Source organism: Photobacterium kishitanii, assembly GCF_000613045.3.
GTDB classification, from domain to species: Bacteria; Pseudomonadota; Gammaproteobacteria; order Enterobacterales; family Vibrionaceae; genus Photobacterium; species Photobacterium kishitanii.
In genome coordinates this window covers 1,900,219-1,917,742 of record NZ_LN794352.1, presented here as the reverse complement: position 1 = coordinate 1,917,742, position 17,524 = coordinate 1,900,219, and the positions used below count along the sequence as shown (strand labels likewise).

General features: G+C 38.7%; 19 protein-coding genes. 12 read left to right on the top strand and 7 right to left on the bottom strand.

Annotation, left to right across the window (positions count from 1 at the left end):
• Positions 1-85 precede the first annotated feature (85 nt).
• Positions 86-997 (bottom strand): LysR family transcriptional regulator, encoded by a 912-nt coding sequence (locus PPBDW_RS09085; protein ID WP_036794974.1) that lies wholly within the window; start codon positions 995-997, stop codon positions 86-88.
• A gap of 291 nt (positions 998-1,288) precedes the next feature.
• On the opposite strand from PPBDW_RS09085, the gene PPBDW_RS09080 reads away from it, so the two are divergent.
• Both PPBDW_RS09080 and tdh read left to right on the top strand, forming a co-directional pair.
• A complete protein-coding gene (locus PPBDW_RS09080; RefSeq protein WP_036794973.1) occupies positions 1,289-2,482 on the top strand; it encodes a glycine C-acetyltransferase in 1,194 nt (397 codons plus the stop codon).
• 100 nt (positions 2,483-2,582) lie between these two features.
• A complete protein-coding gene (tdh, locus tag PPBDW_RS09075) occupies positions 2,583-3,614 on the top strand; it encodes an L-threonine 3-dehydrogenase (protein WP_036794972.1) in 1,032 nt (343 codons plus the stop codon).
• Between the two features lie 65 nt (positions 3,615-3,679).
• On the opposite strand, the gene rhtB is transcribed toward tdh, so the two are convergent.
• Complete coding sequence (gene rhtB / locus PPBDW_RS09070) at positions 3,680-4,303, bottom strand: homoserine/homoserine lactone efflux protein (RefSeq protein ID WP_036794971.1); 624 nt, start codon at positions 4,301-4,303, stop codon at positions 3,680-3,682.
• A gap of 199 nt (positions 4,304-4,502) precedes the next feature.
• Between rhtB and PPBDW_RS09065 the strand changes: the two genes are divergently transcribed.
• Complete coding sequence (locus PPBDW_RS09065) at positions 4,503-4,955, top strand: VF530 family protein (protein ID WP_373455513.1); 453 nt, start codon at positions 4,503-4,505, stop codon at positions 4,953-4,955.
• An 84-nt stretch (positions 4,956-5,039) separates the two neighbouring features.
• Here the strand turns inward: PPBDW_RS09065 and PPBDW_RS09060 are convergent, their stop codons facing one another.
• Positions 5,040-6,332 (bottom strand): phosphatidylserine decarboxylase family protein, encoded by a 1,293-nt coding sequence (locus PPBDW_RS09060; RefSeq protein WP_036794970.1) that lies wholly within the window; start codon positions 6,330-6,332, stop codon positions 5,040-5,042.
• A gap of 314 nt (positions 6,333-6,646) precedes the next feature.
• Here PPBDW_RS09060 and PPBDW_RS09055 point away from each other — a divergent pair, with 314 nt between their 5' ends.
• The 4 genes from PPBDW_RS09055 to PPBDW_RS09040 all read left to right on the top strand — a co-directional run bounded on the left by PPBDW_RS09055 (position 6,647) and on the right by PPBDW_RS09040 (position 11,602).
• The gene (locus PPBDW_RS09055; protein WP_036794968.1) at positions 6,647-8,242 is read left to right on the top strand and encodes an ABC-F family ATPase; all 1,596 of its coding nucleotides are present in this window, start codon (positions 6,647-6,649) and stop codon (positions 8,240-8,242) included.
• Between the two features lie 96 nt (positions 8,243-8,338).
• Complete coding sequence (locus PPBDW_RS09050) at positions 8,339-8,794, top strand: YaiI/YqxD family protein (RefSeq protein WP_036794967.1); 456 nt, start codon at positions 8,339-8,341, stop codon at positions 8,792-8,794.
• A gap of 1,023 nt (positions 8,795-9,817) precedes the next feature.
• Entirely contained in the window at positions 9,818-10,927 is a 1,110-nt protein-coding gene (locus tag PPBDW_RS09045; protein ID WP_036794965.1) for a DUF4238 domain-containing protein, read from the top strand.
• A gap of 330 nt (positions 10,928-11,257) precedes the next feature.
• Complete coding sequence (locus tag PPBDW_RS09040; RefSeq protein WP_036794964.1) at positions 11,258-11,602, top strand: 50S ribosome-binding protein YggL; 345 nt, start codon at positions 11,258-11,260, stop codon at positions 11,600-11,602.
• A 182-nt stretch (positions 11,603-11,784) separates the two neighbouring features.
• Here the strand turns inward: PPBDW_RS09040 and PPBDW_RS22790 are convergent, their stop codons facing one another.
• The 4 genes from PPBDW_RS22790 to PPBDW_RS09020 all read right to left on the bottom strand — a co-directional run bounded on the left by PPBDW_RS22790 (position 11,785) and on the right by PPBDW_RS09020 (position 14,267).
• Positions 11,785-12,801, bottom strand: a complete 1,017-nt coding sequence (locus tag PPBDW_RS22790) for a tyrosine-type recombinase/integrase (protein ID WP_036794962.1) — start codon at positions 12,799-12,801, stop codon at positions 11,785-11,787.
• Complete coding sequence (locus tag PPBDW_RS09030) at positions 12,798-13,004, bottom strand: DUF4224 domain-containing protein (protein ID WP_036794961.1); 207 nt, start codon at positions 13,002-13,004, stop codon at positions 12,798-12,800. Before PPBDW_RS09030 ends, PPBDW_RS22790 begins: the two co-directional genes overlap by 4 nt.
• A gap of 2 nt (positions 13,005-13,006) precedes the next feature.
• Positions 13,007-13,387, bottom strand: coding sequence for a hypothetical protein (locus PPBDW_RS09025; RefSeq protein WP_036794960.1), 381 nt, complete (start codon positions 13,385-13,387; stop codon positions 13,007-13,009).
• Positions 13,388-13,571: 184 nt separating this feature from the next.
• Entirely contained in the window at positions 13,572-14,267 is a 696-nt protein-coding gene (locus tag PPBDW_RS09020) for a S24 family peptidase (RefSeq protein ID WP_054262043.1), read from the bottom strand.
• A gap of 103 nt (positions 14,268-14,370) precedes the next feature.
• On the opposite strand from PPBDW_RS09020, the gene PPBDW_RS09015 reads away from it, so the two are divergent.
• Genes PPBDW_RS09015 through PPBDW_RS08995 form a run of 5 tightly spaced genes read left to right on the top strand, consistent with a single transcriptional unit; the run spans position 14,371 to position 17,461 of the window.
• Positions 14,371-14,607, top strand: coding sequence for a hypothetical protein (locus tag PPBDW_RS09015; protein WP_036794958.1), 237 nt, complete (start codon positions 14,371-14,373; stop codon positions 14,605-14,607).
• Positions 14,608-14,659: 52 nt separating this feature from the next.
• Positions 14,660-15,229, top strand: coding sequence for a toxin YdaT family protein (locus tag PPBDW_RS09010; protein WP_036794957.1), 570 nt, complete (start codon positions 14,660-14,662; stop codon positions 15,227-15,229).
• A gap of 47 nt (positions 15,230-15,276) precedes the next feature.
• Positions 15,277-16,155, top strand: coding sequence for a hypothetical protein (locus tag PPBDW_RS09005; RefSeq protein WP_054262042.1), 879 nt, complete (start codon positions 15,277-15,279; stop codon positions 16,153-16,155).
• Complete coding sequence (locus tag PPBDW_RS09000; RefSeq protein WP_036794956.1) at positions 16,152-16,877, top strand: ATP-binding protein; 726 nt, start codon at positions 16,152-16,154, stop codon at positions 16,875-16,877. Before PPBDW_RS09005 ends, PPBDW_RS09000 begins: the two co-directional genes overlap by 4 nt.
• Entirely contained in the window at positions 16,874-17,461 is a 588-nt protein-coding gene (locus tag PPBDW_RS08995; protein ID WP_036794954.1) for a hypothetical protein, read from the top strand. Before PPBDW_RS09000 ends, PPBDW_RS08995 begins: the two co-directional genes overlap by 4 nt.
• The last annotated feature ends 63 nt before the right edge of the window (positions 17,462-17,524 follow it).

Genomic DNA, 17,524 nt, shown 5'->3' with positions numbered 1-17,524 from the left:
TGATAACTTTAGCATCACGACAAAAATGAGGCTTAAAAAAAACTAAAAGTGACAAAAACGCACATTTTCCTAATTAATCAATGATTTACGAGTTAAAATTTGCTATCACGTAGTCGATAAATGCTCTTAATCGTGCTGGCATAAATTTAGTTGGCGCATATTGTAGTGCAATATCACCGTGATAATTACCGCGGATTGTCCATGTGGGTAGCACTCGAATAACGCTGCCTTGTTGTAATGCATCCTTGATCACAAAATCAGGGAAGATACCAATACCTAAATTATCTTTTACCCCATTAAGTCGCATTTGAGAGTGATTAACCGCATAGCGACCACTGACTGTCACTCGATGTCGCGTTTGTTGTTGCTCAAATTCCCAAATATTGTCGGTGCTGGTTTCACCTAAATATAAGCAGTCATGATGGATAAGATCCAATGGTGTCGTCGGCGTACCACGCAGAGTAAGGTAATCAGGGCTAGCACATAGCATAAGATCGACTTTGCCGATCTGTTTTAAAACGAGATCTTCACTGGGTTTTTCAGTCAACCGAAACACCACATCAATCCCTTCTTTAAGGATATCAATTTCACCGTCGCGGGCTTTAAGCTTTAGTTGAATATCAGGATATTGAGTCAAAAATGGCGTGACTAGAGGTTGTAATACAATCGATAAAAATGCTTTTGGGGCAGCAACCGTTATCATTCCAGCTGGCACTATCGGCTCTGAATGTGATATTTCAATAGCCTTTTTGGCGGCATCAAACATCGTTGTGCATTGAGTATAAATGCGCTTGCCGGATTCGCTGATCATTAGTTTGCGTGTGGTTCGCTCTAATAATTTAACTGAAAGCGCAGTTTCTAAACGAGAGATTTGTTTACTCAATGCGGAAGGGGTGACATTAAGCTTTTTAGCTGCGGCGGTATAACTGCCTTCATCAACCACCACGATAAAAACAGCCAGATCTGGCATTAGTGCGATGAGCTTATTAGTTTCCATTCATTTGTGCCTAGGGGTCAATAATCATTTTCCATGGTATGGGATAATACTGTGATTGAGTTTGAATTAGAATGTTGAAAAGTAACCAATCAAGTTCTAGTTCAAAGAGTTGATAAAAAACACCAAATAATTGACGATTTTCAAATAAAAAAGGTGTAAAAGGAATTCTATCTACCTAGATTCCAATATTTAATGCTGCGATTGTAGTGTGCTATTGGTCTAGGAGAGTAGCTTTTAGGTTTTATTAGCGATTTAGCTTTCTTAACCATTCAATAAATCTGTGAGGAACACATGTCTTCTGCATTCTATAAGCAAATAAATCAGCAAATTGAAGATGTTAAAGCTGAAGGTTTGTACAAATCTGAGCGTATTATTACATCAGCGCAAAAAGCTGCAGTTTCAATTCAATCGGGTGAAGAAGTATTGAACTTCTGTGCTAACAACTATTTAGGTTTAGCAAACCACCCTGAATTGATTGCAGCTGCAAAAGCAGGCATGGATCAACATGGCTTTGGTATGGCATCTGTTCGCTTTATTTGTGGAACACAAGATGCGCATAAAGAGCTAGAGAAAAAATTATCAGATTTCCTAGGAATGGAAGATACCATTCTTTACACCTCATGTTTTGATGCTAATACTGGTTTATTTGAAACGATTTTAGGCGCTGAAGATGCGATCATTTCTGATGCACTAAACCACGCGTCTATTATTGATGGTGTACGTTTATGTAAAGCAATGCGCTTCCGTTACTCAAATAACAATATGGAAGAGCTTGAGCAACAACTGATCGCTGCTAAAGAAGCTGGCGCACGTAATACATTGATCGTTACTGACGGTGTATTCTCAATGGATGGTGTCGTCGCTAATCTGCCCGCTATTTGTGATTTAGCCGATAAATATGATGCACTTGTGATGGTTGATGACTCACACGCAGTAGGTTTCATGGGTGCTAATGGTCGTGGTACTCATGAGCACCATAATGTGATCGATCGTATTGACATCATTACAGGTACATTAGGTAAAGCAATGGGTGGCGCATCAGGCGGTTATACGTCTGGTAAGAAAGAAGTGATTGATTGGTTACGCCAGCGTTCACGTCCGTACCTATTCTCAAACTCAGTTGCTCCTGCGATTGTAGCCGCATCAAACCGTGTTATTGATTTATTGGCTGAAAGTGGTGATTTACGTGATAACTTATGGCTAAACGCAGCTCATTTCCGTACCCGTATGACAGATGCTGGCTTTACTATGGCTGGTGCTGATCACGCTATCATTCCAATCATGCTGGGTGATGCGAAAGTTGCGGCAGAATTTGCAGAGCGCGCATTAGCGAAAGGTATTTACGTAGTAGGTTTCTCATTCCCAGTAGTACCGAACGGCAAAGCACGTATTCGTACTCAAATGTCAGCAGCCCATACTCGTGAGCAGCTTGATAAAGCAATTGATGTCTTTATCGAAGTGGGTAAAGAGATGGCTATTATTTAATTCGTTTTTCGTTGTTAACATCGGCACGGCCTTAGCAATCTGTTAAGGCTATTGTATAGAACGCCTACAGTGGTTGTTCTAGCTTTATGGAATAAGTGTTATGAAAATCAAAGCTCTTGCTAAGTTAAAGCCTGAAGAAGGTATCTGGATGACGGAAGTAGATAAGCCGCAAATGGGGCATAATGATCTACTGATTCGTATCAAGAAAACAGCTATCTGTGGTACTGACGTGCATATCTACAACTGGGATGAATGGTCACAAAAAACCATTCCTGTTCCTATGGTTGTTGGTCACGAATATGTTGGCGAAGTTGTCGGCATGGGGCAAGAAGTACGTGGCTTTAACCTTGGTGATCGTGTTTCTGGTGAAGGTCATATCACATGCGGACATTGCCGTAATTGTCGTGGTGGCCGTACCCATTTATGCCGTAATACTATCGGTGTCGGTGTAAACCGTGAAGGTGCATTTGCAGAGTTTTTGGTTATTCCTGCATTTAACGCGTTTAAAATCCCTGATGATATTTCAGATGACTTAGCATCGATTTTTGACCCGTTTGGTAACGCTGTTCATACTGCTTTATCTTTTGATCTTGTTGGTGAAGATGTATTGATCACTGGCGCTGGTCCAATTGGTATTATGGCTGCGGCTGTTGCTAAACATGTTGGTGCTCGCCATGTTGTGATCACTGATGTGAACGAATACCGCTTGAATCTTGCGCGTGAAATGGGCGTAACTCGTGCGGTTAACGTTGCCAATGAAAACCTAACGGATGTTATGGCTGAATTAGGCATGAAAGAAGGCTTTGATGTTGGTCTAGAAATGTCAGGTAATCCAATGGCATTTAACAGCATGTTATCAAGTATGAACCATGGCGGTAAGATTGCATTACTAGGCATTCCACCATCAGATATGGGTATTGATTGGACTCAGGTAATCTTTAAGGGTTTGATCATTAAAGGTATCTACGGTCGCGAAATGTTTGAAACTTGGTACAAAATGGCAAGTTTAATCCAATCAGGCTTAGATCTAACGCCGATTATTACGCATCATTATAAGATTGATGATTTCCAGCAAGGTTTTGACGTAATGCGTTCAGGCATGTCAGGTAAAGTTATTCTCGATTGGGAATAAGCATTATTTAAATGATAAAAAAGCGAGCTTGATGCTCGCTTTTTTTATGCCTATATAAATAAGCGTTAATGATGGCGACTAAAACTTAATAGCGCGCCTGCACCAATAAATAATGAACCAAAAATTTGATTTTGTAATTTCATTCGACGCGCATCTTTTACAATTCGCATTAAACGGGTTGCTAATAATGAATAACCAATCATGACAACTAAATCAACAGTAATCATTGTTGAACCTAATAAGGTCAGTTGGTACCAGTGCGAACCTGTCGGTGTTAAAAACTGTGGCAGTAGGGCAACCAAGAACATGATGCTTTTAGGGTTGGTAATATTAACAATAACCGCTTTAGTAAACAATCGAGAATAAGAGGCGGTAACACTATTGGCTTGATCTAAATTAATGGTGCCAGCCTCTTGGAATTTTTGATAACCAAGGTAAATTAAATAGAAGACCCCGCCCCATTTTATGACGCTAAAAGCTGTTTCAGATTCTGCCAATAAAGCCCCGAGTCCTGCACCAACAATGATAATATTAATTAGATTGCCTGTTTGTAGACCAAGGTTACCGACCAATGTCGTTTTAAAGCCATGTTTAATGGTGTTTGACATGGTTGAAATAGCCCCAGCACCAGGGATGAGGGATAATAAAATAGCGGCACATAAAAAGGTTAACCAAATATCCATGCTCATTGTCGACTCCTGTAGCGTTGTATGCATAACGACTGATTGGTATTGTTTATGTGGTAAGGGTATCTTAAGCTAGTTAAATCATCAATATGAATGACAATTGAGCGTCAACAAGAGAAATCTTGTCTTTTTTATTGATGCGTAGTCAGTTATTACCAGTATAATAACCTTAGCACTCAGCCAATACCTGCTAGGAATAATGATGTCAGAGTTAGAACAACAACCACAACAACAAAAAGCGCCAAAAGAATTGACGCTAGAGCAGCAATTACTACAAAATAATCCATTACATGGTCTTAGCTTAGAGAAAATGATAACGGAATTAGTTGATCATTATGGCTGGGAAATTCTTGATACTGCAATGCGCATGAATTGTTTTAATACCAAGCCTTCAATTGCAAGTAGTGTGAAATATTTGAAAAAAACAGAGTGGGCGCGTGAGAAAGTAGAGGCATTTTATCTGTCTCGTTTTAAGCGTATGCCACGCGCATCAGCGGCTGAATTTGAGTTACCACCACGCATGCGTACTTTTGCTCATGGTATTACGCCAAAAACGCCAATGGAACTAACCGTTGAATCTATTTTGCTATCGCAAGCAAAAGCAGCATCAGCGCATAAAGAACGTTCAAATAATGGCCGTAATCGTCGCCGTTAAGCATATTGATATTTGATTAATATGATAATAAAAACACCTTAAATATTTCGTTATCAGCGATGTATTAAGGTGTTTTTTTATTTATCAATTAACGACGGCAATACAAGAACAGACCGGTATATTAGTCGCATTAAGCCCTGGCTCAGTACGATGGAAATCAAAACTAAGATTAACGTGTGGGCCAAAAATAAGACAGTGTGTTGAGCCACCACAGTGAAACATACCGAGTTGCTGACCTTTATCTACATGTTGCCCTTGAGTGACTGTGACTTCACAAGATGACACTTCTGCGATCCCTACAGCGATAAAACACATTAATCTAATATAGGGATTATCTGACTCTATAAAAATAATCGCACGGGTTGCGACCGCTGTGAGAAATGGTAGCGACGAGCTTGGCGCATAATCATAGCTGCCATTAACAATATCAATTTTTTTTATGGTGCCTGAAACGGGGCTGTGCCAGCGGTGATAACTTAATGCGTTTAAGTAAGCTTGGTATACGGTACCGCCAACAAACTGTTCAGCGAGAGGATCAAAATTCATCATATTTTTCAGTGAATAAGGATGTCCCTTCAGCCAAAATTTCGCATTTAGTTCTACATTCTCTACGACTTGTAATGGCGCTGATTCACACGGGTTAGCAATAATATCCTCACCTGCGGCGATAGGGCGAATACTTGAAGTAAATTTTCGAGTAAAAAAGTCATCCCACGATTTGAAACCGTAGAATTCATCATTTGGGTCACATTCAAAATAATGCTCAAATGGAAATGCTTTTAACGCGGGATCAAAGCTAGCTTGACAAGCAATGTCTATTATTTGCTCTTGAACGATTGGATTTAGCCATGCCAGTATCTGAGGCTCTTGATTAAGACAATCTTGTACCAACACATCACGTGATGCTTCACTTGTTAAATAAACCGACCAATAGGCCAATATTTTCTTAAATTGTTGACAGACTAGCTGGTTAGAAAAAAAATGCCGACTTGCAGTTGATGTTATAGCTGCCGTGAGCAAAGCATTAATCGGTAGACCTATAAAACCGCTAGGGTTAAATGCTTCAGCTGTGAGGTTATTAGAACGAATATAGGCTGGGGCTTGTGTCATGACTGCGTTGAGTAACACAATAAACTCATCAAAAGATTGAAGCACCAGCGTACTAAGTTGTAATTGTTGTGTTTGCTGAGGAGGACAAAACATCTGCTTTGAAAGTAACAGTAATTGTTTGTCTTGCTTAACCAATTCAAGTAATGCCTTGATCGGTGGTACTAAGAGGATTGGATTGTTATCTGCACGTTGCTTGAGGTGCTGTATCCAAGTATTTATTTGATGTTGATTTTGCGGCAACCCACTATCCAAAGACTGTCTGTGCATAAAAGTATCATCTTGATAAGTATAAACTTAAATCAATATACTATTTGGGCGACTTTTATCATCTAGTATTATAATAAAATCAATTTTCATTATTCTTATTTCGCCATCGTGGTTGGTTAAGTTATCGGTTATGTGTATATGGCTGCATGATGAAATAGCAGTAGACTGACTCGTTGCAGTATTATTTAGCTGATAATTTTGAGGTGATGTGTGTCACGAAAGCTGCTATACTATACAACAATTTAGAGAAAAGTCGCTTGTAAGAAGCGGCTTTTTTAATGCTCGATATATTCACAAATTTTGGAAACAGTACATTGATTTCAACAGCTAATATCACAATGCAATTTGGCGATAAGCCATTATTTGAAAACATCTCAGTTAAATTTGGTGGTGGCAACCGTTACGGCCTGATCGGCGCAAATGGTTGTGGTAAGTCGACATTCATGAAAATCTTGGGTGGCGAACTAGAGCAATCTGGTGGCACTGTTTCTCTTGATCCTAACGAGCGTATGGCTAAGTTAGGTCAGGATCAATTTGCATTTGAAAACTACAGTGTTGTTGACACTGTAATCATGGGCCATAAAGAACTATGGACTGTGAAAGAAGAGCGTGACCGCATTTACGCAATGCCTGATATGTCAGAAGACGACGGTATGCGTGTTGCTGATCTTGAAGTTGAATTCGCAGAAATGGACGGCTACTCAGCAGAAGCACGTGCTGGTGAACTTCTTCTAGGTCTTGGTATTTCAGAAGATCAACACTTTGGTCTAATGAGTGCTGTTGCTCCAGGTCTTAAAGTGCGTGTGTTACTTGCTCAAGTATTGTTTGCTAACCCAGACATTATGCTTCTTGACGAACCAACGAACAACTTGGACATCCATACAATTGCATGGCTTGAACAGCTTCTTCTTGCGCGTAACTGCACAATGATCATTATCTCGCATGACCGTCACTTCCTAAACAGCGTATGTACTCACATGGCTGACTTAGATTACGGTGAAATGCGTCTGTTCCCTGGTAACTATGACGAATACATGATCGCAGCAGAGCAATCTCGTGATCAGCTACAAGCAGATAATGCGAAGAAAAAAGCGCAAATGGCTGAACTACAAACGTTCGTAAGCCGTTTCTCTGCTAACGCATCTAAAGCAAAGCAAGCAACATCTCGTCAAAAGCAATTAGATAAGATTCAGCTTTCTGAAGTTAAGGCATCTAGCCGTCAATCGCCATTCATTCGTTTCGATCAGGAAAAAGAACTGTTCCGTAACGCACTTGAAGTTGAGAACCTAAAGCAAGGTTACGGCGATAATATTCTTATCAATGGTGTTAACCTATTGGTAGAAGTGGGTGAGCGCATTGCGATCATCGGTGAAAACGGTATCGGTAAATCAACTTTCCTTAATACGCTTGCTGGTCAAATGGAACCAATGGCAGGTATGATTAAGTGGTCTGAAAACAATAATATCGGTTTCTACGCACAGGATCACAGTGAAGACTTCGCTGAAGACATTACGCTATTAGAGTGGATGGGTCAGTGGAAGAAAGAAGGCGACGACGAGCAAGTTGTTCGTGGTATTCTTGGTCGTATGCTGTTCTCACAAAACGACATTAAGAAATCAGTTAAAGTGATTTCTGGTGGTGAGCAAGGTCGTATGTTGTTTGGTAAGCTAATTATGCAACGTCCAAACATTCTATTGATGGATGAACCAACCAACCACATGGATATGGAATCTATCGAAGCCTTGAACCTTGCACTAGAGAACTTCAAAGGTACATTGATGTTCGTATCACACGACCGTCAGTTTGTAACATCAGTTGCAACACGTATCATTGAGATCACTAAAGATGGCGTTGAAGACTTCCACGGCACGTACGATGAGTACATTGCTAAGAAAGGTCTTGTTGGTTAAGTTTCATTATAATGAAGCGGCCTAAGCCAAAGAATTAAATAAAAGCCGCCTTTATATAAGGCGGTTTTTTATATAAAATGAATAAAGGAATGATCAATGAAAATTTGGGTTGATGCAGACGCATGTCCAAACGTAGTGAAAGAGATTCTTTTTCGCGCCGCCGATCGCGCTAAAATACACGTAACGCTGGTGGCTAATCAATATATTCGTACACCGCCATCACCCTTTTTACGCTCGATTCAGGTAGAACAAGGCTTTGATGTCGCAGATAACTACATTGTGCAGCAAGCCGAAGTAGGGGATTTAGTGATCACTGCTGATATTCCCTTAGCTGATGAGCTCATCACCAAAGGCGCACATGCCCTAAACCCTCGTGGCGAGCTTTATACGAAAGACACCATCAAACAACGCCTACAAATGCGTGACTTTATGGAAACCATGCGGAGTAGTGGAATTCAGACAGGTGGACCGTCTGCATTAACGCAAGCTGACCGCCAAAATTTTGCTAATAAACTCGATGCTTTCTTAGCTAAAAACCATAAGATACAATAAGTTATAACTATGGAGGTGAACGCTGTTTTACCTCCTTTTCTCCCTTCAGTTGTATTCACATTTCTTCTTATTTTCCTGCTAAATCCCAATTGATAACGTTTTGCTAATATGAATTGCTAATATAAATGATTATTTTGTGTTTTTTCAGAAAACACGAATGCATAATTATCTAAAATAAGTGAATTTAATATGGTGGGGTTTAGCGATTTATTCTGGCTGTAATAGTCGAAATTGTTTATTTAGATAGGAGGGATTAATATGAAGTATTATAGTTTTTAGAAATGTAAGTCTATGGTATAGGTTAATAGGCTTGGTAGTTACAATACGACAGAATCGCTTAGTGATCACACTTAACTGATGCCACTTCGTAAATCAGAAGTGCCCCAAAGTTACTTAGAACAAATACCCATTCCTATCTTATTAACTCGTTTGGGATTAGTTTTATTTACTGTTTATTTGGACAGTTATAACGAGCTATGATGATTATAGCACTTGAGTTTCGTTTTTAATAAGAAATATTTATTATTGAAAGCGAAAGTTGCCTCATAAAAATATGAAAATTAAACAATTCTATTTTCAATTTTTGTTTAACAAGACTGATTAAGTAGATTTCTTGCTTTCTATATTTCTCATAAACACTTTGAAACATAATAATGCAATTAAGTTCATTATGCTTATGAGTCAAATGGAATATAATTGGAGAAATACATGAGTGTATTTAAGTAAGAATACTTATTAATATTCTGTTATATAAAATGGAGGCATAGGCGTTATAAAAGCAGTTAGATGTGATTTTTGATGATTTAGAGAGCGCGATATTATTGGAGTTATCAAAAGCAACTAAGTATGAAATTAATTATTTTGACTTGATAGAAAAAATTGAAAACGAATGAGAGCGGAAATAAACAAATATATAAAAAATATTTAAGGCAGATTCTCAACGTAGCATTTTCAGTTCAAGTTGGGGATAGTGATTACAAGTGGTAGTGTTGCTCATCACTTTAATTCGAAGAAGTTGGAAATATGAAATATACGAAAAATCAACATATGTTGTCTCAGTGGTTTTTAAGAAATTTTCGTAGTGATGACACGGCAAACTCACCAAAAGATAAGCAAAGAGTGTGGTGTCACACAGTTAATATATCAGATGATGGTGAGAATGATATTAAAGAAATTCCGTTACCAATATCATCAATAGCAATTAATAAAGATTGTTTTATGTTAATTGACGGTGACTCTAAAAAAAAATTTGATATAGAGGATGAATTATCTGAATACGAGAGGGATACCTCTGTTCTATTCAATGAATTAGTGCACAAGCATAAATTCCACAAACTACTTGATGTTAGTCAAAAAGGAAACGCATTAGAGAAAATGGTTAACTTCATGGTTATCCAAATGTTACTTGGTTTTTTTAATCCTCAAAATAAAATGGATGATAAAGAAGATCTCTTAGAGCATATTTTGCTCGATATAGTAAAAAATTATGAAAACATTAGAGAGCTAATCATTAATCCACCGAGCCACGTCCAACCATTTTTTACTCAAAGTATTTTTAGGAAAATGCTAAGAGTTATTGAATCTGACTCGGAAGTGTACGTAAAATGTAAAGCTATACTTTTTCTTTCTATGATAGCTGAAGCTAAAAATATTCCCTCACCACTAGGCTATTTAAATAGAGTTAGAAATGAAATGTTCTCAAAAATTCATATCACTGGTATTTACCATACGGGCTATGAATTCGATAGTACTGAAGTAAGACCCGTCTTTACAACAAGTCCTAATGTGGTAATGATCAATCAGAACAATAACTTCAATTTATTACCAATATCTCATAATTTAGCAATAGGGTTCTCTCTTGGAGTCGCTGAATATTATAACTCGCACTTGAACATATTTAGTGTTTATCCAAATCAGTTAAAATGCAAAAGTAGTAAAAATGTTAATATTTATCGTGTATCTCATGATTATATGGATAACATCACTGGTTGGGTAAATATGATTGGTGTAAGACAAACAAAAACAATGTATACGCCTTATGAACTGAAAGACATTCAGCATTACCTAAAGCATCAAAATGATAATTACGATCATCACTATTCACCTGAAGAACCAGAGTTAGTCGAAATATAAGCATAACAAATTGTTTGGTAGTGATTCGCAACGCGTGGCATTTTTACTATGTGTTGCTTTAAGTGATTAAGGTGGTATACAGCGGCTTAGGTATTGCGTTGCTTACCCCTTAACTGGGCGTTACCCTTACTTTTTCTAATATCTACCAGTCTAAATAGAGCAAGTAATCTAAGTAGTTTATGTCCACTAATAAGTTAGTGATCAGCTAACTCATTAATGCCTTAATATGATTGAGTATAAATACTCATTTACGGCTAGTTAATGTGTTTGCATTATTAAATGTTTATTAGCTGATATATTCAAAATAGTTAAATTTCGCAAGGAAAACTCATGAAACTAGATAAAGTACATAATAAATCTAAGCGTATAATGAAGAAGCTCTATTTAGGCGAATTTGCTGTATTTGGATTCGAGGTTACATTTAAAGTAAAAGTCGCTAATGATGTTGAATTTGATGCATTTATAGATGATATAATCGAAGTTGTTGAGAGTCGAAATCTCATAGCAGGAGGAGGTGGTACTTTAAATGATTATTCGCTATTTCTATGTGGTGACGGACGATATTCCTCAGCGTCAGAGAGTGATAGAGCTTATATGAAAAATTGGCTTGAGATAAATGCTTGTTCTAATTCTATAGTCATCGGAGATCTTGTCGACGGTTACTACGGAGTTTAATAAGTCAAAGCACTCTGGTGAGTAAGGTTGCATCTGCTATTGCAACAGTACCCATAGTTTTTCTAATATCAATTCACCGAAATAGAGTGAAACGTCTAACTTACTTTTGTACACAGATGAGCTAGAGTTAACGCTATAACCTCAACGCAAAAAGCCCTCACTTCAAGCAGGAGGGCTTTTTGCTATTGATCACTCTTTGGTTTATTAATACTTTTTAGGTTGAGTGGTGGCACCATATCCACTTTACGATCATAGGTATTAACTTGAGCGAATTCTTTATGGCCAGAGAACCGTTGTTTGTCTGCCATGGTCCCTTCGTAATCTGAAATACCTTTAGCTTTTAAATCATGAAACGTGAAATCCGTATTAATGCCATATTCTAAAGCGGCTTTCTTTTTTGCTGTTTGCCAATAATCTTGTAGCGAACGATCGTGAACTTTTTGACCATTAGGGCGACGAAGTACAAAGTTAGTTTGTTTTTCAGCTAAGGTTTCAGATAGGGTAATGGCTTCACGTAAGCGTTGTGACCACATCTTAATTTGTTTCTTGCCAGTTTTAGACTGAGTAATGAAAATACCATCTTCTAATAAATGCGAGTACTCAAGTTTTAATATGTCACCTTTACGAGCTGCACATAAATAGGCCAGTTCCATTGCAACTTTAGTGATGGCATTAGCGCATTGGTAAACAGCAAGATACTCTTCATCTGTAATATAACGATCACGTTGATTGGCTGAGAACTTTCTTACTCCACGACATGGATTTTTATTTATCTTGCCACGTTCGTATGACCACTGCATAACTTTGGAAAGTAATGAAAAGTCATTATTTGCCGTTGATATTGAATGTTCACCACGTTTATCCATAAATGCTCGAATATGTTTAGGTAATAAAGCGTTAGGATTCATGTTACCAAACACTTTTATTAATATTGGTACTCGTGCCAAATTAGAACGTTGTGTTGATGGTGCAAGTGCTTTAAATTGCGGTGAATCAAAATATTCATGAAATAATTCAGCGGTATTTCTTCTATGTTTATTAATCAGCTTTTCATACTCAAGCCATACTAATGATAAAGGGGATTCAATAGGGCATATAGCAATCGAACCACCTGATTTAGGATGCCAGCGGTATTTTTTACCATGAGCATAGACACGAGGTGGTAGTTTTCGATCGCCTTTGTTATTACGTTCTCTCATGCTAATGCCTCTAAGTTAAAGCCATCATTATTATTACTGTGCGAAGCTGGATGGTTAATGTGATACCAGGTTGTTCTTATACGACCATCTTTCCCTTCAACATAAAAGATGCCGTGGCTTCTTAAACAAGAAGCTTGATCTGCAGCGCGGCTATAACCTGTTAGTTCTACTAATTCAGGGGAGGTAATAATTAGATTCTGCATGATTAAATCCTTTTATTTGATGGTTGAGAAAGACGAACACGATTCATGGTGTGCCAGCAACGGGCATCACCTTTAAATAAGCCCCCCGCCTTTAATTTTGCACATCCTTCCGGTAATGACTCACCACAATGTTGGCAAGTACCAAGTGATTGTTTGATTTGTTCCATCTCGCCATGAATACGATGGATCATTAGTTGTAATGCTTCGGCGCTATCACAAGTTGTATTGGGATAAGAGAAAAATTTACAGATCTCATTTAGCCGTTCGATCTCCATATTATTTAATGGGAGAGGAAAACTGGTCACGCCATTGGTTTTGCGGTTATCTCTCAAACGTTGGGCGCGTTTACGTGCTTGTTCACGCTTTTTATCGCTGGTATTCATTGATCACATATCTTAGTGAAAAGTAACTATTGGTTAGTTTAGTTAAAATAAACACATTGTCAATAACCATTAGTTACTTTTGTAACTATCGGTTAGATAATATTTAATAGTGATTATTATTTGGAAATAAAAAAAATCCACGATAATTCGTGGAAAATTAGGATTAAGTATGAGTTATAGACGGTTATTCAGGATTATAACTACCGATAACAACTCCACAAATATGAATATCTTTTTCAAAGATAGGGTGATGCGCGGGGTTCAATGGTTTTAAATAAAGCTCACCAAATTCATTATGAGCTAATTGTTTAAATGTTTGTCCTTTAGCTGTTCGTGCGACTACACGTTTGCCTACTGATGGCTCTTTATCTGGATCTACAAAGATAATAGTTCCTTCGGGATAGGTACGCCCAAAAGGAGCGGTCATAGAGTCACCGACCACACGTAAAGCAAAGGTTTTATCTGATGCTGAAGGCTCTGGACATAGAATCATGTCACAGTCATAAGGTAATACTTGTGTTTCTGACGAACAAAAATCGCCAGCTTGTACCCAGGAGATGATAGGAACAAAACGTGCTTTGACTGGTGTAGTGTTTGTATCTGGTTTGATTGGTGTAACTGAAGGAGTTATGTTATCTCCTTGATTTCCTGATATTAACTCTTCAACTGTGCTATCTAGTAGAATAGCAATATCTGCGAGTTTTTTTGTGTCAGGAATTGATTCACCTATTAGCCATTTCCTAACGCCAACGAGTGATATGGTAAATGGAAGTCTTTCCTTTAGATAACCGGCGCGACCACGAACAGGAATCCCATTCCTATCGCAGATGCTATTCAGCCTATCTGCAAATTCTTTTGCTTTATCTTCACCGTAAACCATAGAGCCACCGATTAATTAACCAAAGGTTATTTTACATCTATTGACTATAACTATCAGTTAGTGTTTAATTTAATAACCAATAGTTACTTTTGAGGTTATTAACTTGGAAAATGTAGTTACTCACGTTAAGGCAACGTACTTTGATGGTTCTCTAAAAAAAGCAGCTGAATTTTTTGGTGTGTCTTCTGTTGCATTTCGGAAATGGGAATTAGAGAAAGAATTTCCTGCTAAATCAGGGCGAATGCAGCAAGCTCATGAATTAACCAAACTGGATTATGTTGTTTTAGCACCATCCATTTTTAAGTTACCAGCACTGAAAAATAGTAACGAAACAATCTGATTATAGATGATTGTCCATCTTCTGGTTATTTATACAGTTAAGGAAAACCCGCATGTCAATTCAGAGCCTAAAAAGCGTTATGCGTAACGCTGTAGAGGGATGGCGTACTGAAGTCAGTAAAGAGTTCATTGCTCAAAAAGTTGCTCGTCAATATCACAACATGGATTTACCGTTTGAAGTTGATGCACAACGAAAGCAATTGCTTAAACCGGTAGGGGCTGATGATAAGAACAACCAACAAAACTTTTTCCGTTATTTAGAACGAACCAGTATTGAAGCCAAAGCCACCATGATGGATTTGTTACCGGCTATTTTGGTTGCCTTACCCAAACAGCGAGCTTCTGATGCGCTCAATGCGTTTTTAAATCCACTCGGGTTTTCTGTAGCTGTAATAGGAATGGGGAGTGAAACACCTAAACGTGATCAGCTACTGGCGATGTTTAATAAAGAATCATCCGAAGCACTGTCATCGTTATTGTTGCTACCTGATAACGCCACCGTAGAACAGCTTCGTGCTGCTTACCGAGAAGTACAAGAAAGTGAAGGATCTCATAAACCTTTACTTGGGTATTTAGAGACTTTAATGACTGCTAAAAATCAAAAGGTTGGCAGCCATGAATAAGTGTTATCAAGCAATCAACACTACATCAATACAGGTACGGGGGCGGTATGTCAGGGTTATTTAACGCAATACGAGAGCTGTCAGGTAATGAAGCCAATATCAGTATTCCGCGTGTTTATATTCGCTTTTGTAAGGGTGATTTAAACCAAGCTGCAGTGCTGTCTCAGTTAGTGTTTTGGTCTGGTCGTACAACCAGAACAGATGGTTGGTTCTATAAACGTCATGAGCAATTGGCGGATGAATTAGGCTTCTCTATCGATCAAGTTCGCTATGCATTGAAGAAACTAAAAACACGCTTAAATGATTGCTTAGAGACGGCCCGTAAGAAGGCTAATGGTGTACCGACAGTGCACTACAAATTTAACGAAGCAAAGCTAATGGAAATCATCTTTTTTAGCCAATATTCCGATTCGGTAAATTTACCGAATGGAAACGGGAATATTACCGAATCCATTCGGGGATCTCACCGAAACCTAGGAAACGGGAAAATTACCGAATCCATTAACAGATCCAATACAGATCCGATAATACAGATCAATAACCCTATAGTCCCTTGTGAGGATGCTTATCAAGATTCTGAAATTACTGAGCAACCACTATCCGCACCACAGGAACGTAACACCAAGCCTGTTCGTACTCAGCGTAAATTGAAAACTGAACTGGCAGATGATTTCACCATCACCGAGTCAATGCAGCAGTGGTACTCAGCACAAGGTTTTACACTCGATGCACAAGCGGCAACGTGTCAGTGGGCGGATGCGATGAAAGCCCGTGATTGTAAATATTTAGATTGGGTAGCAGCTTGGCGTAACGGTATGCGCAATGCCAACAAATGGGCAGCAGAGCGTACTAACAAACAAATTTCAGCCACACAACGAATGGGTGCCAGTGATGGCAAATATGGTCCACCGGAGGATTACCTATGAACATCATGCAACGTTTAGCGCAAGCTATGCCAGCCCATGTGAAGCCATACACCTATGAGCAAATGCAAGCCATTCATCAGCGTGAAACGAGTGAGTTAGGTAGGAATGTCTATGAGCAAAATCAACAAACACGAGTATCAAAAGCATTAGGGCGTTCAGGTATCAAGAAGCGTCACCAACACTGTAGCTTTGATAACTTCGTGATTCAGAATGCAGGTCAGCAACATGCGTTCAATGAATCAAAAGTGTTCATGGATAATTTACTGAATGATCGTGCTTGTGGCGGTTTTATCTTTGCGGGTACATCAGGCACAGGTAAAAACCATTTAGCGTGTGCGATTGCTAATCAAGCACTTCAGCAACGCCGATCAGTAGTGGTGATCACCGTTGCCGAATTGATGCTTAAATTTCGTGATACTTACCGTCAAGACTCAGCAACCAGTGAAACAGCACTGATTCGTTTTCTGAGTAATGTCGATTTGCTGGTGATAGATGAATTGGGCGTTCAGCACAACAGCAATAACGAGCGAGTAATGATTAATCGCATCATTGATGAACGTTATACCCTAGAAAAACCAACAGGGGTGATTACTAATCTTCAGAGTGATGAACTTATAACAACTTTAGGCCGCGCAGCTGTCGACCGTATTATGGAAGACGGTAAGTGGGTAACGTTTAATTGGTCAAGTTTTAGAATTAACAAAGGAACACAACCAGCATGAGAATCGAAACCCTGTTGAGTAAATTTGCGATTAAAGGAATCAACTACGATCCTCAGTCTGGTGGCGGTAAAGCATTATTGTCTGCAGAAGAACAATTAGCGGTAGTCGGGCTATGCTGGCATGAATCGCCAGTAGGGTGGTTGGTATTGTTTGTTGAAGGGCTAAGAGATGTCCATGCACTTAAACAACTACAAATAGCGACCAGGGGTGAAACATTACGGTTAATGGAAGATTGGCGCGGTGTTTATCCTGATAAGGCATTAATAGCTTTATGTGCAACTGCGATTGCTGAAGCGACCCAACAGAACGGCCAAGTGTGTCCTGAGTGTAATGGTAGTGCAATTGTAGTAGATAAAAATCGCAATCGTCGTAAGTGCCAATGCTGTAAAGCCGGCCGTATCGTATGGACTCAAGAAACTCGATTTGCCTATTTTGCTCAAGTTTTGCCTGTGACTTATAGCCGCTTTAAGCGTTATAACATGGTGTTAAATCAGTTGGGATTATGGTTGGTAAAAAATAGGACTGTGGCAGTTATGGCAATGGAAGAGCAGGTTAAGAGGGAAGAGGGTAGGCTTGTGGCGTAAATTTATAGAGAATACAGTAATCCAATAAAGTTACATCGTTATTGGATTACTGATGTGATATTT

Coding starts and splice junctions, on each gene's coding strand:
- PPBDW_RS09085 (WP_036794974.1), bottom strand. CDS start 997: ATGGAAACTAATAAGCTCATCGCACTAATGCCAGATCTGGCTGTTTTT.
- PPBDW_RS09080 (WP_036794973.1), top strand. CDS start 1,289: ATGTCTTCTGCATTCTATAAGCAAATAAATCAGCAAATTGAAGATGTT.
- tdh (WP_036794972.1), top strand. CDS start 2,583: ATGAAAATCAAAGCTCTTGCTAAGTTAAAGCCTGAAGAAGGTATCTGG.
- rhtB (WP_036794971.1), bottom strand. CDS start 4,303: ATGAGCATGGATATTTGGTTAACCTTTTTATGTGCCGCTATTTTATTA.
- PPBDW_RS09065 (WP_373455513.1), top strand. CDS start 4,503: ATGTCAGAGTTAGAACAACAACCACAACAACAAAAAGCGCCAAAAGAA.
- PPBDW_RS09060 (WP_036794970.1), bottom strand. CDS start 6,332: ATGCACAGACAGTCTTTGGATAGTGGGTTGCCGCAAAATCAACATCAA.
- PPBDW_RS09050 (WP_036794967.1), top strand. CDS start 8,339: ATGAAAATTTGGGTTGATGCAGACGCATGTCCAAACGTAGTGAAAGAG.
- PPBDW_RS09045 (WP_036794965.1), top strand. CDS start 9,818: ATGAAATATACGAAAAATCAACATATGTTGTCTCAGTGGTTTTTAAGA.
- PPBDW_RS09040 (WP_036794964.1), top strand. CDS start 11,258: ATGAAACTAGATAAAGTACATAATAAATCTAAGCGTATAATGAAGAAG.
- PPBDW_RS22790 (WP_036794962.1), bottom strand. CDS start 12,801: ATGAGAGAACGTAATAACAAAGGCGATCGAAAACTACCACCTCGTGTC.
- PPBDW_RS09030 (WP_036794961.1), bottom strand. CDS start 13,004: ATGCAGAATCTAATTATTACCTCCCCTGAATTAGTAGAACTAACAGGT.
- PPBDW_RS09025 (WP_036794960.1), bottom strand. CDS start 13,387: ATGAATACCAGCGATAAAAAGCGTGAACAAGCACGTAAACGCGCCCAA.
- PPBDW_RS09020 (WP_054262043.1), bottom strand. CDS start 14,267: ATGGTTTACGGTGAAGATAAAGCAAAAGAATTTGCAGATAGGCTGAAT.
- PPBDW_RS09010 (WP_036794957.1), top strand. CDS start 14,660: ATGTCAATTCAGAGCCTAAAAAGCGTTATGCGTAACGCTGTAGAGGGA.
- PPBDW_RS09005 (WP_054262042.1), top strand. CDS start 15,277: ATGTCAGGGTTATTTAACGCAATACGAGAGCTGTCAGGTAATGAAGCC.
- PPBDW_RS09000 (WP_036794956.1), top strand. CDS start 16,152: ATGAACATCATGCAACGTTTAGCGCAAGCTATGCCAGCCCATGTGAAG.
- PPBDW_RS08995 (WP_036794954.1), top strand. CDS start 16,874: ATGAGAATCGAAACCCTGTTGAGTAAATTTGCGATTAAAGGAATCAAC.